Source organism: Synechococcus sp. RC10B2 (genome assembly GCF_047502635.1).
Map to the genome: position 1 here is coordinate 77,769 of NZ_JANSHO010000054.1, position 14,978 is coordinate 92,746.

Below are 14,978 nucleotides of genomic sequence, written 5' to 3' on the forward strand. Positions count from 1 at the left end.
TACTAGTTTCCATTAACCTAGTCAAGGTACGCCCGATAGGCGCTCAAGGGAAACCCTCTCGATCTCTTCCCAACGGGATCCCGTCTGTGACCACCCTACCCTCCCAGGCCACCCAAACTGAGCTTGCCCCTGCTGGCCTCCTCCAGCGCTACTGGGGGGATCAGGACACACCCGAAAGCCGCTGGGTCAATTGGCTGGTGGCGGTGCTGGTTTTCTGTTCGTCTGCCTTTTTTGTAGTGGAGACCTACCCCATTCCCCCCCAACTCCGCCTTGGGCTGGAGCGGCTGGATCGCCTCATCCTCGGCCTATTCGTGGTGGAATATCTACTGCGCTGGGCAGCGGCCCTGCAGAAGCTGCGCTACGTCTTCAGCCTCTATTCGCTCATTGACTTGCTGGCGATTTTGCCTTTTTTTGCCGGGCTGACGGATATTCGCTTTATCCGCCTCTTGCGCTGGTTTCGTATCTTGCGGCTGCTGCGCCTGGTGGAGGGCAAGACCCTCTTTGGTCAGGTCATCTCCGCCGACACCCGCATCTTGTTGCGCATCCTTTTTACTCTCTTTGCGATTGTCTTCGTCTACTCTGGCCTCATCTACCAGGTGGAACATCCGGCCAATCCCGGCGCTTTTGCCACCTTTTTGGATGCTTTCTACTTTTCGGTTGTTACCATGACCACGGTAGGGTTTGGGGATCTCACCCCCACCTCTGAGCTGGGCCGGCTGTTGACGGTGCTGATGATCCTGACGGGCGTGGCCCTGATCCCTTGGCAAGTAGGGGAGCTGATCAAGCAACTGGTGAAAAGCGGCACCTCGCTGCAGTGGGCCTGCCCGGGATGCGGCCTCTCCCAGCACGATGAGGATGCCCAGTTTTGTAAGCGCTGCGGCACGCCGCTCTATCCGGATAGCCAAGCCTCTCCAGCCAGCAGTCCGCTGGCCAATCTGCCGGTTGGGGGCAAAGACAGGATAGGCTAGGACGGGATCGAGAGAACCTGCAATGTTGGCACATCCTGAATTGGCAATCCCTGGCAAGCTCAATGTAAAGGCGGGAGTGGTGATGCTGCTGGCAGCCATCGTCCTGGGCCTCATCCTCAGTCAGGTTCAGCCGCTGCTGCCCGCTCCGCAAGATTTGCCAGGGATCCCTAGGGAACCCCTTTCCTGGCAAGAGGTGCCCAAACAAAAGTACGCCTGGCACATCTGCTACGCCTTTTTGGGCAATATGGGGCTGATCAACATCGGCGGCGGCCTGGCGCTGGTGGCGTTGGGATCCCGCTTCACAGCCGGGCACCTGTTCTCCCAGATTCTTCTTTTGGGGGGAATGCTGCACCCTGCCTCTTGGGCTTTGGTGGCTCTGACAGGTCTGGAAGGGTGGGGCTGGCTGGGCAATGTCGGGGCGGTGGCGGTGGCGCTGGTGGTGATGGTGTTGTTTGTTCACCTGATCTTGGCTACCTACCGCTCGGGGCAAGCCCTCCAAAAACTGACTCGATCCCGCATCCACCGCTAACTCGGCAGACAGTTGGGGTGAGAAACCGTTTAGCTTAAGATTGTTTTTAGCATTGTTGATGCTGACATTCGACATTAGGTGGGCTGAGCATGGCGATCAAAGAAGAAGTTTTTTTTGAGGGCGGCCCTCACACGGGCGATCTGGTGTTGAACTCCTTCCTCGGCCTCACCCTCGTTGGCTTGCCTCTGTTTGTGGGCGCCCTGGTGCGCAAGCTTTGGGTTCACTACCGGATAACCAACCGTCGCATCACTGTGATCGGCGGCTGGGGCGGCAAGGAGCGCTCTGATGTCATTTACAAAGAGATTGCCAAGGTGGTGACGGTGCCACGGGGCCTAGGCACCTGGGGCGATATGGTGCTCACCCTCAAAGACGGCAGCCGCCTAGAGATGCGGGCAGTGCCCCGCTTCCGCGAGATCTACGCCTACATCAGCGAACGGCTGGACGAGAAAGCCAGGCAAGTAAGCGGGCCCATCGGCAAAAGGTCCCCCTCGACCCAAGCCTAGCCATGCCTGCTTGGGATCCCTCCTGGGCGCAGCGCCTGGCGCTGGTGCACGAGTATTTGATCTGGCCAGGGGGATCGGAAAAGGTTTTGCAGGAGCTCCTTGCCTTTGCCCCACAGGCACCTCTCTACGTCAGCCTCTTCTCGTCCCACACCTTGCCGCCGAGCTGGCAGCAGCGGTCGGTTTACACCTCGTTTTTGCAGGGCTGGGCCCGCTGGCTGGGGGTGCTGCGGCGCAACTATCACAGCCGCCTTAAGTACCTGCTGCCCTGGATGCCCTTGGCCTACGAGAGCTTTGACTTCTCCGCCTATGACTGCGTCATCTCCAGCAGCCATGCCTTTGCCAAAGGGATCCTGACAGGGCCTTCCACTCTGCACCTTAGCTACATCCACAGCCCGCCCCGTTACCTCTGGGAAAACCAGGAGCTCTATCTGGAGCGGGAGGGGTTGACGGGGATCCGCCCGCTTGCCGCCCTCAGCCGCTGGCTGTTGCACCGCCTGCGCCAGTGGGACTTTGTGGCAGCCCAGCGGCCAGACCTATTGATTGCCAACTCGCAGCACATCCGCCGGCGCCTGGCCAAGCTCTACCGCCGCGAGGCTGTGGTTATCTATCCGCCGGTGCCGCTGCAGGGGTTTGAGCCGGTAACCCATCCCCAAGCCGACTACGACCTGGTGGTGGGCCGGCTGGTGCCCTACAAGCGGGTGGATTTGGCGATCGCTGCCTGTAAGCAGCTGGGCCGCCGCCTGGTAGTGGTGGGGGAAGGGCCGGAGCTGCCGCGACTGAAGCAACTGGCAGGGCCGCAAGTGGAGTTTTTGCCCCACCAGCCCCAAGACCGCCTGCAGGAGCTGCTGGCCAATTGCCGGCTGCTGCTGTTTCCCTGGGAAGAGGATTTTGGCCTGGTGGCGGTGGAGGCGCAAGCCTGTGGTCGTCCTGTGGTCGCCCTGAACCGGGGAGGCACCCGCGAGACCGTCATCCACGGCCAGACGGGGATCCTCATCCCCGAAGCCAGGGTGGAAGCCCTCGTCGAAGGGCTGCGCCAGGCGGAGCGCCAGGAATGGGATCCGCAGCGGATTCGGACCCATGCCTTGCAATTTGCGCCGGAGCGGTTCCACGCCCAGTTGGGATCCCTGCTGCGCTGGGCCTGGCCCCGTTTCCAGGCGGGAGAGCGCTTGGATCCGCAAGAATGGCAGCCTCAGTAGGGCCGCCGCTGTACAAAAGCCGGCAACTCGATGCGGCTGCGGCTGCCCCCTTCTCCCCCAGCCCGTGCAGCCGCCAAGGCGGAGCGTCTCAGCAGCTTCTCCGCCCGATCCTGCCGCTCCTCAAGGGCAAGGGGTGGGATCCCACCAGCGGGCGTTCTCCCAGTTGTGGGTCGGCTGGTGGGTGGGGCGGCAGCCACCGCTGGGGAGGGAGCAGGCCCTTCAGCTGCCGCCTGAACCCGTTCCTGAGCCGGGCGGCCAGACCTGAGCTCGACACCTGCTTGGGGAGGAGCCGCAGACGACTGCCGCAGAGCGGCTAGCTGCTCCTCCAGCTCCTGATTGCGTTGCAACAACAGGGCCACCTCTTTTTCCTGAGTTTGGGCATAGGCGTGGGCCTGCACACACTCGGTTTTCAAAGTCGCCACCTGCTGCTGCAGCTTCTCGATCTGTTTCTGGCTAACCAGATGATGGGCCTCCGCCAGCTCCTGTGCCCGCCGGGCTTCTTCCAGGCTTTCCCGAGTTGGTCGCTGGGCCAGCTCCCGAAGCTGCTGCTGCACTTCCTGCCACTGGACAAGGGTGGGCCGCTGAGCCAGCTCTTGGAGAAGCTGATCCCGTTCGGCCCGCAAGGCGTCGAGCTCCCGGGTGAGAGCCTGCACTTGCTCTTCTAGAGCAAGGAGCCGCTGCGTCTGCAGAGACTCCGCCTCGCCGCTGGGATCCACTTGGGCTTTTCGCTCTTGGCGCAGAGCCTGCAGCTCCGCCTCCAGTTTGGCAATTTGCTGGGCCTGTTCTGCCTGGCGCTGCTGGCTCTGCTGCAGCTCCGCCAGCAAGGTGGTTCGCTCGGCCTTGGCAAAAGAGGCTTGTTGGCGCAACTGGTTCAGCTCCGCTTGCAAGCTTGCCCATTGCTCCTGCGAAGGGCGTTCTTCCAATTCGCGAAGACGTTGCTGCGCTGCATTCAGGTCGGCTTGCAGGCGTGCCTTTTCGCTTTCCAGCTCGGCTTTGAGACGCTGCCCCTCAGCCTCGGCCTGGCGGTGGGCCGCCTCCAGCTCCGCCCGTAGGGCTTCCATTTCCTGCGCAGAGGGCCGAGCGGCCAGCTCCTGGATTTGCGCCTGCAACTGCGCCTTCTCTTCCTCCAGCGCTTGAATGCGGAGCTGCGATTGGGCTTGTAAAAGCTGTACCTGCGGCAACTTGACGGCGTATTCCCCCAACTGGTTGGCCTGCTGTTTCAGCTCCCAGAGCTCCTGCTGCAGTTGATAGAACCGGGCCGGATCGACGCGCCGCTGCAGTTCTGCCTTCAGGGTTTCGATTTCTGCTTGGCTGGTCTGCAACTGTTGCTGCAGGATCTGGTAGTGCTCCAGCGTGGGTCGGCGCTCCATTTCCCAGAGAAGATTTTGTAACTCTTCAATGTGCTGCTGTTGGAGCTGAAAAGCTTCCAGGGTAGGACGTTGTTCCAGCCGCGCCTTCTCCTCTTGACAAGCCTGCAAAGCTTGCTCCCGCTCCTGCAGTTGGGCCTGCGCTTCCAGCAGTTGCTGTTCCAGGCGATGGGTACATTCAATCTGCTGCAATGACAGTGCCTCTGACTCTGCTAGGGATCGCTCCAAGTTGCGCACGCGCGCCCGCAAAGCTTTCAGCTCCTCTTCCACTTCCATAGCCCGGCTGCTCGACAGATTATGGGCTTTACTCTAGCAGATGCTCCGGGCAAATATCCAGCTTGACACCACCTATAGCGTGAATTTTTGAGTTCTCCCAAAACTAACGCTAGAGATGTTGCCTCCATCCTCTATACTTGGGGGATGGAGTTCTGAAGCGGGAGCCCTGTGATCAAGCTGGGATCCAAACCTTGGGGGTTGACGCTGGCCCTGCTGGGCGTGGCTCTGGTCGGTTGTGGTGCCGCCGCGCTCACTGCCAGCCCCCCTCTGCCGCCGCTAATCACCAGCAGCGACATTCCTGCCGCCGTTAGCCGGGGCGGCTTTTTGGAGGTTGGGGTCTCGGTGTCGGTGCCGGGGCGGCTCCCAGCGGAGCTGGCGTTTCAGGTGTCATGGTCGGGGATCGAGGTGCAGACGCTGTCAGCAGCCCAGGTCAACTGTGTCTCCGGCAACGTGTCCTGCACTACTCGCTTCCGCATCCGCCCCCCTTTGAACTTGGTGCCCGGCTCTTACCTGCTCAGTTTACGGGTTTTCGACCGGTTGGGACAAAGTGCCGCTGTGACTGCGACGGTGCTGTTGAGGGATCCCTGAAGGCTGCACCGGAGAGTTGCCTTTCAGTTGTTGGCTGGGCGCTTCCGCATGAACGAAAAATCGTTATTTCACCGCCTGGGCAAGCGCCCGGATCCCTGCTTGCAGACGTTCTTCAATGTCGGCCTCCAGCCGCAGGGTGCCGTCGGCCTCAAACTGGATCTGCGAGCTGAGGATGTAGATCCCTTTCAAGATATGGGTTGCGCCCATCACGGCCAGCACCGGCTTCATGGCAAAGTCGATGGCCAGCAGGTGGGCCAGGGTTCCCCCGGTGGCAATGGGGAGAATCACCTTGCCGGTAAAAGCATCCTGGTCTAGCAAATCCAGCAGCGCCTTCAACACGCCTGGATAAGAAGCTTTATAGACAGGAGCAGAGATGACGATCCCGGCAGCCTGGGCCACCTTTTCCTGAATCTGCTGGAGGTGAGGGCTCTCAAAGTTAACCCGCACCAGATCCTCTGGCGGCAAATCCCGCACCGAGACAAACTCCGTCGTCAATCCCAGACCGGACAGGATCCCGGCAGCGTGGTGCAAAATCGCTTCCGACCGCGGTGGCGGGCCAGCGGCTTCCCGAGAAAGAGGGCCAGGACTACCGGAGAGCAGGAGGATGGCCGGCATGGATCAACAAAAGAAGTAGAACGCTGCTTCTGTTGTACCAGGGATCCCGTCCAAGAAATGCTAAACTATGCGTTAGGAAAGTCTCCAGGTTGTCGAGCCTGGATCCCTGCGGGCGTAGTTCAGTGGTAGAACGCTAGCTTCCCAAGCTGGATGTCGTGAGTTCGAATCTCATCGCCCGCTTCCCCATCGAAAACACAGAGGGATAGCTGGCTGGCCCCGTACTTGAGTGCGGGGCGGAAAGGCCCGTGAGCAACTTTAGCTGCTCATCAATGGCATAGTTATCACCGAGGCGTGCCATTCCCAGGCGAGCCCCTAAGACGGTGAAAAACCCGACCGGTGGCAAGCGTCCGGAAGAGACTGCCGTCTCAGCCAACCTGCAACAACTCCGTCCCGCTGACGCGATCAGAAAAGTCAGCAGAACCTTGGGGCCTTGCCTCCAGGAACTGTCTAGAGGTGTCTTGACAACGCCTCTGTGAGTCCGCTTGCGGACTGCGTAAAAATCCCCTGGGCGGTAGGAGGGTCAAACAATCTGCCCCACGCAGGGCCTTCACCCTAAGGCAGTGAGGAGCCTAGCTTCTGAGATCCCCGGCTGGCGAAGGATTCCGACCGAAAGGGGCTTCCATGCGGCTGTCCACCACCCGCCGTAGCACCCCGTTGACAAAAGCGGCGGCCTCCGGATCCCCGTATTTTTTGGCCAATTCTACAGCTTCGTTGATGGCGACCTTGTCGGGGCTGCTGCGCAGGATCTCCATTTCCACTACCGCCAGGCGCAGGATATCGCGCTCGATCCGCCCCACCCGCTTCAGTTGCCAGCCTACCAAAACCCCTTGCAAACGGGCGTCGATAGCCTCCTTATGGGTGCGCAGGGCGGTCAACAGTTGGAGAGCGTAGGCGCGTACCTCTTGAGCTTGGGCAATGTGCAACAGCTCCGGCATGGAGAGGGCAACTCCCAGCCGGTTGACCGCCTTTTGGGACAACTGAACGACCTCATCCAGGATGCGGCGGACGCTGTACAGCCGCTGTTCCAGGTGTTCCAGGGCTTGGCCGGCGTTGCTGAGGGCCACTTGGGCTTGGTGGGCCAGCTCCAGCAATTCTCCCTGCACGGTGTCGCCGGCGTTGGCCTCCTTCAGAGCCGTTTCCAAGCGTTGCAGATGTCGTTGGGCCTGCTGAAGGCGGACAGTAAGAGAGCGAGCTCCGCCCTCTTCCTTGGCATCAGAAGCGGCCAATAACAGGGGATCGCTCTCGTGCAACAGGCGATCGCTGCGCTGGATCTCCGCCGCCGCTGTGGAGAGAGTTTCATGGGTCTCTTCCTGCAGAGCGCGGATGGCTGCCAGCAGCAAGTCCTCCAGTTGTTTTTCGCTCAGTTTGGCCGCTGTGGCCGGCAGTTGGTTGACCCCCAGCAGGGCCAGTTCGCGGGCAACACGCCGAGGTTGCATTGCAGAATACCCATGTTTTTAAACGACTGCCCCATCGCGCAAGGCGGCGCTATCGGGCTTAGCCATGCTAGCAGCCTGCCGCGGGGCAATGAAGAACCAGAGGCCCGGGCGCCTCGCTGTCAACTTGCCTCGCAAGGGCGGCTCAACACGCGAAACACCAACGATGCACTCTGCTCTTCGCCAAAGCGAGATTGGCTGGAGACGGAGAGGGTAAGCCGCCGTTTGCTGCGGGTGATGCCCACGTACAGCAGCCGCAGCCGCTCTGCGGCCAGATCCAAAAAGGCTTGCTCGGTGGCCGAGTCGGCCTGCTGCTCCCAACAACTTCTGCGGCTGAGCTGCCGCAACTGGGCCAGGGCTTCTGCTCTCATATCGACATCCTCCAAAAACCTCAGCCCCACCGGTCGCTCTTCAGAGTAGGTGGGAAACTCGTAGGCCGACACCTGGGGGATGAACACCTGATCCCATTCCAAGCCCTTGGCGCGGTGCAGAGTCGTAACGGTGATGCTGCCCGGCTCCGGGTTGAAGGCAAAGATCTCCGAGGGCAGGTTGTTGAGGCGGCGATCCAGAATCACCCGCAATTCTTGGGCAATCTCCTGCCAATCGACCTCGGGCAGGGATCCCAGCACCTGCTCCAACTGGTCGATGACGTAGCAACCCACAAACAGCTCTTCCGGCTTGCGGTAGAGGCTTTGGACAATCACATTGAGCACCTCCGGCCAAGGGGAGCGCCCGGCCCGCAGCCAACCGGCAAGGATGCGCAGCAGCCTGCCCAAGTTTTGCCAAGAGGGGCTATCCGGCAAAGTGGGGGCTTCCCCAAACTGGGGAAATAGCAGCCGCTCCGGCAGCGAGGCGCGGATCCAGTCCAGCATCGGCCCCAGCTCCAGGCGCGGGATCCCGGCCCAGTCGGCCAGGTGATCCACAGCAGCGGCCAAGCGGGCAGAGGAAATGGGCTGGGCCAACCAGTCGATGATTCCCTTGAGTTGCAGCAACACCCGCCGCTGGCTGGGGTTGCCCCGCAACAGATCGATCACCTGCTCTGCCCCCAGTTCCCGCAGGTAGTCGAGGGCCTTGCCCCCCAGCTCGTTGGTGGTGACCAGAATGGCCACCGTCTGGTCGGGAAAAGCCTGGGCGGCTGCCAGGGCCCACCGCGTCACCTCCTGCAGCTCCTGCTCCGGGGATCCGACTACCCGGCGAAACACCACCTCCCCTTCGCTGGCCGGGGGATTTAGGCCGCCAGCGCTGGCCGGGCAAATGTGCTGGGGAGCCAGGGCGGTGCGCAGGGCTGGGATGGGGTGCTTCTGGTTCACCCAGTCCACCAGGCGGTTGGCCAACTCCAGGATCTGGGGGGCGCTGCGGCTGGACTCTTTCAACGTCACCTGGGGATTGGCCTGACAAAAGGCGCGAAACAGCCGCGGCTCGGCGGTGGTGAAGGTGCCCATGATGCTTTGGTTGGGATCCCCGACCCGTACCAGGTTGCCGGTGCGCTGGCTGAGCAGCCGCAGCAGCTCTTCTTGGAGGGGGGAGCTGTCCTGGGCCTCGTCCTCGAATAGGTAGTCGTACCAATTTTGCACCTGCTGCCGCAGGGCCGGGTCGCGCTCGATTAGCTCCACTGCCTGCCAGCCCAGGTCGTCGTAGTCCAGCTTGCCCAGGCGACGCAGCTCCGCTTGGTAGGCAGCATAGATGGGGGCCGCCCAGCCCAGATAGCCCTGAGTAGTTGTGGGGATCGCCTCCGGCCCCAGACGCAGATTCTTGGCCGTGCTGATCACCGCCCGCACCATCTGCTGGAAGCTGCGTCGAAACCGCAGCCGGTTTCGGACCACCTTGTGGGGCTTCTCGGCAGGGATCAAGGGCTCCCAGAGGTGGGTGTGGTGGGCGAGCCAGGCGCGGCAGAGACGGCTGAGCAGGCGCTCCTGTTCATATTCCTCCAGGATGGACAGCTCTTCCCAAGGGCCGGGAACCTCCCGCAACACCCGCAGCGCCAGCGAGTGCAAGGTGAAGGCTTGGGTAAAGCGATCCGGATAGCCCGCCTGTTGCAGGCGTTGGTTGATGCGGTTGATCAAATTGCTTCGCGCCGAACGCATGTAGGTGAACACCCCAATGCGCTCCGGTGGAACGCCGCGATTCAGGATGAGATCGGCGATTAGCAGCTCCAGGATAAACGTCTTGCCGCTCCCCGGAACTGCCGCGATCCCCAGAGGCCCCGACCGATACGCCAATGCCCGTTGCTGTTCTGGACGCAACGTGACTTGGGGAAAAGGAGAATCTGCCAAGCTCACCATTGCATCCGCAACTAGCCGAGGATAAAGGTCTCAATGGCCACCGCCACCCCATCTTCGGTGACGGGGGGAGCAACCCAATCAGCGTGGGGCAGCAGAGCCGGCGAGGCGTTCCCCATGGCTACCCCGATCCCCGCATACTGGAGCATCTCGATGTCGTTGTCGCCATCGCCGATGGCCATCACCTGATCCGCCGACACCCCCAGCAGCTCTTCCGCCAGAAAACGAACGGCATTGCCCTTGTTCACCGCCGCATGGGTGGCCTCCAAAAAAATCGGCTCCGAGCGGGTGAGGTAGATCTGCTCAGGAGAATACCGCTGCCGCAGGGATCCCTGGAGTTGCTGCAGAAACTCCGTATCCTCCGAAACAGCCAGGATCTTGGTGGGGCTTTTCCCGTGTTGGGCGGGGGAGAGCATCTGGAACGGCACCTGGGAGCGCTCGGCATAGGCTTGGCTGAGGGGGCTGAGCTCCCGCAAATAGAGCTGATCGTCGATGTAGAGGTGCACCCCCACCGGCTGATCCTGCAGCACCTGCAGCAGCTCCTCCGCCAGCGACCAGTCCAGGCTCCAATGCTTCAAGGTCTTTTGGCTGTCGGGATCGCGAATGAGCGCCCCCTGATAGCTGCAGAGGGGCATATCGGCCCCAATGGCGTAGTGAAACCGCTCAGCAGAGCGATGCATCCGACCTGTAGCAATGGCTACCCGCACGCCTGCCGCCTTGGCTTTTTGAATGGCCTGCCGCACCGGCTCCGAAACCTGGTTGGAAGGCCCGGCAATCGTGCCGTCGATGTCCAATACCAACAGCCGAATGTCTCTCCAGGATCCTGCCTCCTTTTTTCGCTGTTGGACTTGAGCTTCTGCTCCGGTTTGCATTGCCCCTCCTCCTGGCAACCTCCCAGACACTAACACAAAAGGATAGCTGGGTAGCCCCGCACTTTAGTGCAGGGCGGAAAAGCCCGCTAGCCACTTTAGTCGCTTACCCATGATGGGGGTCGTTGATATAGTTTCATAGCTCAAACAACCTCTTCCTGACTTCTCCCACCAAGACCTCTTTCCTTACTCTTTGGCCAAAAAATAAGATAAACAACCGCTAGCCCCACACCATGGTTGTAGTGATTGTACCGTTGACTTTCCTCTCGCACTATCGCTTACTTAGGTTGGAACAAAGAACAAAAACAAGAATGCGGTTTTAACCAAAACTTTGTTTTCATTCCAACAGGTCGGTTCAAGGAGCGTATTGCGCAATTATGTCAGCATTATGGCATGGAGTTTATTGAGGTAGAGGAGGCGTACAGCTCGCAGGCAAGCTTCCTAGATGGAGATGAGCTACCTAGTTATGGTGAAAAACCCGACGGGTGGAGACCCTCTGGAAGGCGTGTCAAGCGGGGCCTGTACCAAACGGCAAAGGGGTGGTTGGTCAACGCTGAGGCAAATGCTGCCGCCAACCTGCTTAAGAAAGTCAGCAGAACCTTGGGGCTTTGCCTTCAGGAACTGTCTAGAGGCGCTTTGACAACGCCGTTACGGGTTCTTTTGTGGACTGCGTAAGAATCCCCCGCCTTTAGGCGGTGGGAGTGTCAACGTTGCCCGTCTTCACCTCAGGCTTGAGGTTAGCTCCCCTACTGCCGCCCTTGCTGATTGCCTATGCAGCCTACGAGGAGGAGCTGAAAGGGTTCCGCGAAGACATCAGCTATGTCAAGGGAGCAACTGGCCTAGCCATCGCTATAGACGGTCGTGTGCGCTCGCTGGATCTCTTCGGAACGGCGCAGATTTGCAGCCGGTTGTGGTCCCGCCTGGTAGCCGGTCTGGCCATCGAGGCCCTGCGAGCAGCCCCCTCACGAGCCAAGGCCACCTCTGAGGATGTTCTCAAATACTGGGCCAACATAACCCAATGGCCTTGGGAAGCGGTAACGACTGTGGGCGAAGGTCAGGAGTACCGGGCAGACTCGCAGCAAGGCGACCAAGGCTCAGCGCTGTTCTACGACGGGAAGCTAGTTTACCTGTCAGCAGTAGGGCCAGTCGTTTCTAATTCTTGAGAGATTGAGCTCAGGGGAGTCGGCCCTCACCCCCAGCCCCTCTCCCAGGGGGAGAGGGGAGCTAGAGATAGTGCTTCGCGCTGCCGGCGCCTTCGCGACAGCGTTGCGTAGCAATAACGACGTAGAGAAACGTTGCATCTATTTGAAATGACTATATCTGTCAAGTCATTACAAAGCCACTGCAGGGGATATACAGTCATTCTGGATGAGCTTAAGACTTTTCCCCCGCGCTTTACAGCAAAATAGGCGATTGTTCAACAAGGGATCCGCCCAAGCGCTCCACGCTGCCATTGCGACTACCCCCAGCCCCTCTCCCAGGGGGGAGAAGGGCCAGGCGGCACTGTTTGGGTTTTGGCGCGATAAAGAAGCTGAGTGCCTTTCTCTAACTCAGGGTGGCTACGGGCTGGGCTTCTACCAAAAGCTGCTGGGTTTGCAAGTCGAAGATAGTGGCCAACAGCCGCCGCGAGGCATCGACGGCAAATTCCACCTTGAGGCGATCTTCTCCTGCCCGACCTGGGGGCTGCAGGCGGGCCAGACAAGCCGGCTCAGCACCCAGGGATCGAAAATCGGTTTGTCGGGTAAGTTGGCGGCTGCTCATGCGCCCCAGCTCGTCATAGACCACCTCGGCCTGGGCCACCTGGGCCACTTCCCCCACATCGAGTCGAATTTCGGTCTGGCCGTCGTTGGCCACCTGCAAGATCAAGGGCTCGGAGCGTCGGCAAGGGTAGGGGCTGCCCCGCTCGAAGAGGGGATAGTAGATGTAACTTTTTTGCCAGGGATCCCAGAGACGGATGGCGTAGCTGTGGTGGAGGCGATCCTCCAGCTTCACCTGGCAGCCCACCTGCAGGGCGCCCAGGGCCACGGCATCGAAGGGGCGTTCGCAGCGGACTTTCTTTTTGCCGAAGTAGGAGCGGAGCAGCTCTTGGACTGCCGGCAGTTGGGAGCTCCCTCCCACCAGAAGCACTTGCTCAATTTGGCTTTTGGCCAACCCCCTTGCCTGGGCGCTGAGCAGCACCTCGTCTAGGCACTGGCGGATCTGGTCGAGGAGCTGGTGGGTTTCTAAAATCTCCTCCAGCGCCTGCCGATTCAAGCGCAGCTCATAGGCAGTTAGAGTCTCGTCGTCGAACCAACTGCCCACAGCCTCCGGCTGGGCAGAAAGGGCGATCTTGAGCTGTTCTGCCTGCTCCAAAAGCGTCATCCAGCTCAGGGCCCCCAGCTGCTGCCGGCTCAGCCCCAGTTGCCCCAGCAGGTATTCGGCTATCCAGATGTCGATATCCACCCCGCCCACGTAGGCGTCGGCCTTGGCGATCACCTCTGCCTTGAGGACGGGGTTGCCCGGCTGGGGGGCAAGGGTGCGCACCAGGCTGAGATCCAGGGTGCCGCCGCCGAAATCCACCACCAGCACCACGGATCCCGGCTGGCCGACCGCATAGCCCAGGGCAGCGGCAGTGGCCTCGTCCACAATTTGAACGGGATCCCCGGCCACCCCCCGCAGCCAGTTCAAGTAGCGCTCAAAGGAGCCGACGGGAGCGGTAAACACCACCTGTTGCGGCTGCAGGTATTCTTGCTGGACGGCTTCCATCACCGCCTGCAAAAAAGCCTGAGCCACCCTCTCGGCGTCGTAGCGCTCCCCATCGAGAATCCGCGGTGGGGGGACAAACTCCGCCACCAGATCCCGCTTGAAGCCCTGAAACAGCCGCTGCGGCTCCACTGCCCCCCAACGCCCGGCCCGCACCGTTTCCCCCACCAAGAGCTGGCCTTTTCCCTTGACATAGACCAGGCTGGGAATGGCCGAGTAGCCCGGGCGGGAAAGGCCGGGAAAGCTGAGCAGGCGGGGCGCTTCTTGGACGGGATCCCAAACTGCCACCACAGTATTGCTGGTGCCGAAATCGATAGCCAGCGTTGCTTTGGGGACAGGTGCCATCAGCTCAATCCTCCGGGCAGCGAGCGGCTGACTTTGGCCGGGCAGAGGATGTAGTCTTTCCGGCGGTAGCCGACAAAGCGGATGTAGACGGGATCCCCTGGCCGAATGTCCGGCTGATCCGGCTGGTGCAGTTGCGGGTCGAAGGGGACGGACTCAAGAGGGCTGCCGATGGCTTCATACCCCCACTGCTGCAGCAGGGCATCCAGCGACCGGAAGAGGGCCGTCACGTTTTGGGCCGGCCAATCGGGCTTGCGCCGGGCAATCTCGCGGACGGTGGGGTAGCTGGTCAGCAGCGGCTGCAGCAGGGAAAAGATCGCTTCTGCAGTGTTCGAGCCCCTTGGACTAGGGTCGCCACCGCCAAGCAGGGATCCCAACTCCCACTCTAAAGCGGCAGCCAGCTTCTGCAGTTGCTCCAGGCGCAGGGATCCCCACTGCCCTTGGCGCACCTGATCGAGGGCGCGGCGGCTGATCCCCGCCCGGGCTTGCAGAGCCTGCCAAGAGGAGAGGCCAACGGCTTGCATCCGTTCCCGCAGCCAATTGTCCAGCGGTCTCTCGGCCATGGGGTTTTGCCAGGGATCCCTACGATCATGCCCCAACTTGGGTCTAGCTCAGGGATTGGCAAGGCGCAGGGAACGGGCTATAGCTTCCACATCTCGGTCATAGCGCTCGCGCCGGTTGGCCGGATACACGAATTCAAAGCCAGCCTGCAGGGAAGGACGGACGATTTTTTTGAGATAGAAAATCCGCTGGCCAAAGTCCTCGTAGCCGGAGACCACGAAGAAATCCCGGCCAACGGTTTGGTAAGTAACCTGGCGCTGGTTTTCCCGGCTGCGGCGAAGTTCTTCCTGCAGGGCGCTGGCGGGCGTTGCTTGAAAAATGTTGTACCCACCCCAAACGCGCAGCTCAGCCCCGTCTTGACCGAGGAACACTTGGCCGTCGCCATTGTCGGATTCCCCTTGCGGGATAAAGTCTGCCGGGTAGTCGATGCGGTAGCCGAAACGGGCATTGAGATAGGGCCGGAAACCGGCTTGGGCAACGGGAAGGGCGGGGGCGGGAGCAATGACGGGGATCCCCGCTCCTAGGATCAGTCCGGCAAGCAGACAAGCTAGGCGAGCAGCAGACTTCATAGTTTTGATTGCTCTAATCTGTAGCTATCCTAAGCTCTCTCACCTCCAGCCCCTCTCCTAGGGGGACAGAATTTGGTTTGTCCAAGCTGATACATTCACGCTGAACTCTCCTGAACATGGTTCAGGAAAGAAGCGATCGCA

14 protein-coding genes, 1 tRNA gene and 1 pseudogene are annotated in these 14,978 nt (G+C 60.9%); 7 read left to right on the forward strand and 9 right to left on the reverse strand.

The features are described 5' to 3' along the window. Positions 1-86 precede the first annotated feature (86 nt). The 4 genes from NW855_RS07265 (at position 87) to NW855_RS07280 (ending at position 3,196) form a co-directional block, all read left to right on the forward strand. Complete coding sequence (locus NW855_RS07265; RefSeq protein ID WP_011429266.1) at positions 87-968, forward strand: ion transporter; 882 nt, start codon at positions 87-89, stop codon at positions 966-968. Positions 969-990: 22 nt separating this feature from the next. Further along, the gene (locus NW855_RS07270) at positions 991-1,497 is read left to right on the forward strand and encodes a hypothetical protein (RefSeq protein WP_240527286.1); all 507 of its coding nucleotides are present in this window, start codon (positions 991-993) and stop codon (positions 1,495-1,497) included. An 89-nt stretch (positions 1,498-1,586) separates the two neighbouring features. Further along, positions 1,587-2,000 (forward strand): PH domain-containing protein, encoded by a 414-nt coding sequence (locus tag NW855_RS07275; protein WP_011429264.1) that lies wholly within the window; start codon positions 1,587-1,589, stop codon positions 1,998-2,000. Positions 2,001-2,002: 2 nt separating this feature from the next. After that, on the forward strand, positions 2,003-3,196 hold the full coding sequence (locus tag NW855_RS07280; RefSeq protein WP_011429263.1) for a glycosyltransferase: 1,194 nt from the start codon (positions 2,003-2,005) through the stop codon (positions 3,194-3,196). Here the strand turns inward: NW855_RS07280 and NW855_RS07285 are convergent. Beyond that, positions 3,190-4,839, reverse strand: a complete 1,650-nt coding sequence (locus NW855_RS07285) for a hypothetical protein (RefSeq protein ID WP_011429262.1) — start codon at positions 4,837-4,839, stop codon at positions 3,190-3,192. The genes NW855_RS07280 and NW855_RS07285 overlap by 7 nt on opposite strands. Positions 4,840-5,007: 168 nt before the next feature. Between NW855_RS07285 and NW855_RS07290 the strand changes: the two genes are divergently transcribed. After that, entirely contained in the window at positions 5,008-5,427 is a 420-nt protein-coding gene (locus NW855_RS07290) for a hypothetical protein (RefSeq protein ID WP_011429261.1), read from the forward strand. A gap of 63 nt (positions 5,428-5,490) precedes the next feature. On the opposite strand, the gene ssuE is transcribed toward NW855_RS07290, so the two are convergent. Beyond that, positions 5,491-6,042, reverse strand: coding sequence for an NADPH-dependent FMN reductase (gene ssuE, locus NW855_RS07295; RefSeq protein WP_011429260.1), 552 nt, complete (start codon positions 6,040-6,042; stop codon positions 5,491-5,493). A 108-nt stretch (positions 6,043-6,150) separates the two neighbouring features. On the opposite strand from ssuE, the gene NW855_RS07300 reads away from it, so the two are divergent. Then, positions 6,151-6,222: transfer RNA gene (locus NW855_RS07300), tRNA-Gly, on the forward strand. Positions 6,223-6,611: 389 nt separating this feature from the next. Here the strand turns inward: NW855_RS07300 and nusB are convergent. The 4 genes and pseudogenes from nusB to NW855_RS07320 form a co-directional block, all read right to left on the reverse strand. Further along, positions 6,612-7,478 carry a transcription antitermination factor NusB gene (gene nusB, locus NW855_RS07305; protein ID WP_099812516.1) on the reverse strand — a complete coding sequence of 289 codons (867 nt, stop codon included), beginning with the start codon at positions 7,476-7,478 and terminating at the stop codon, positions 6,612-6,614. A gap of 119 nt (positions 7,479-7,597) precedes the next feature. Beyond that, a complete protein-coding gene (locus NW855_RS07310) occupies positions 7,598-9,757 on the reverse strand; it encodes an ATP-dependent helicase (RefSeq protein WP_041438062.1) in 2,160 nt (719 codons plus the stop codon). Positions 9,758-9,768: 11 nt separating this feature from the next. Then, positions 9,769-10,626, reverse strand: a complete 858-nt coding sequence (locus NW855_RS07315; RefSeq protein WP_011429257.1) for a Cof-type HAD-IIB family hydrolase — start codon at positions 10,624-10,626, stop codon at positions 9,769-9,771. 136 nt (positions 10,627-10,762) lie between these two features. Beyond that, a pseudogene (locus tag NW855_RS07320) lies at positions 10,763-10,895 on the reverse strand (IS200/IS605 family transposase); the annotation flags it as partial. 486 nt (positions 10,896-11,381) lie between these two features. Between NW855_RS07320 and NW855_RS07325 the strand changes: the two are divergent. Further along, the gene (locus NW855_RS07325; protein ID WP_414402770.1) at positions 11,382-11,786 is read left to right on the forward strand and encodes an ARPP-1 family domain-containing protein; all 405 of its coding nucleotides are present in this window, start codon (positions 11,382-11,384) and stop codon (positions 11,784-11,786) included. A gap of 382 nt (positions 11,787-12,168) precedes the next feature. Here NW855_RS07325 and NW855_RS07330 read toward each other — a convergent pair whose 3' ends face one another. The 3 genes from NW855_RS07330 to NW855_RS07340 are packed head-to-tail and all read right to left on the reverse strand — an operon-like array spanning position 12,169 to position 14,837. Further along, entirely contained in the window at positions 12,169-13,710 is a 1,542-nt protein-coding gene (locus tag NW855_RS07330) for an Hsp70 family protein (RefSeq protein WP_414508629.1), read from the reverse strand. Continuing rightward, positions 13,710-14,270 (reverse strand): hypothetical protein, encoded by a 561-nt coding sequence (locus NW855_RS07335; protein WP_414508630.1) that lies wholly within the window; start codon positions 14,268-14,270, stop codon positions 13,710-13,712. The genes NW855_RS07330 and NW855_RS07335 overlap by 1 nt, the downstream gene beginning before the upstream one ends. Positions 14,271-14,318: 48 nt before the next feature. After that, positions 14,319-14,837, reverse strand: coding sequence for a hypothetical protein (locus tag NW855_RS07340; protein ID WP_414508631.1), 519 nt, complete (start codon positions 14,835-14,837; stop codon positions 14,319-14,321). Positions 14,838-14,978: the final 141 nt, after the last annotated feature.

Excerpts from the sequence above, each read along its gene's own strand:
- NW855_RS07285 (WP_011429262.1), bottom strand. The coding sequence starts at position 4,839 with ATGGAAGTGGAAGAGGAGCTGAAAGCTTTGCGGGCGCGCGTGCGCAAC.
- NW855_RS07270 (WP_240527286.1), top strand. The coding sequence starts at position 991 with ATGTTGGCACATCCTGAATTGGCAATCCCTGGCAAGCTCAATGTAAAG.
- NW855_RS07340 (WP_414508631.1), bottom strand. The coding sequence starts at position 14,837 with ATGAAGTCTGCTGCTCGCCTAGCTTGTCTGCTTGCCGGACTGATCCTA.
- NW855_RS07315 (WP_011429257.1), bottom strand. The coding sequence starts at position 10,626 with ATGCAAACCGGAGCAGAAGCTCAAGTCCAACAGCGAAAAAAGGAGGCA.
- NW855_RS07310 (WP_041438062.1), bottom strand. The coding sequence starts at position 9,757 with ATGGTGAGCTTGGCAGATTCTCCTTTTCCCCAAGTCACGTTGCGTCCA.
- ssuE (WP_011429260.1), bottom strand. The coding sequence starts at position 6,042 with ATGCCGGCCATCCTCCTGCTCTCCGGTAGTCCTGGCCCTCTTTCTCGG.
- NW855_RS07330 (WP_414508629.1), bottom strand. The coding sequence starts at position 13,710 with ATGGCACCTGTCCCCAAAGCAACGCTGGCTATCGATTTCGGCACCAGC.
- NW855_RS07275 (WP_011429264.1), top strand. The coding sequence starts at position 1,587 with ATGGCGATCAAAGAAGAAGTTTTTTTTGAGGGCGGCCCTCACACGGGC.
- NW855_RS07280 (WP_011429263.1), top strand. The coding sequence starts at position 2,003 with ATGCCTGCTTGGGATCCCTCCTGGGCGCAGCGCCTGGCGCTGGTGCAC.
- nusB (WP_099812516.1), bottom strand. The coding sequence starts at position 7,478 with ATGCAACCTCGGCGTGTTGCCCGCGAACTGGCCCTGCTGGGGGTCAAC.
- NW855_RS07335 (WP_414508630.1), bottom strand. The coding sequence starts at position 14,270 with ATGGCCGAGAGACCGCTGGACAATTGGCTGCGGGAACGGATGCAAGCC.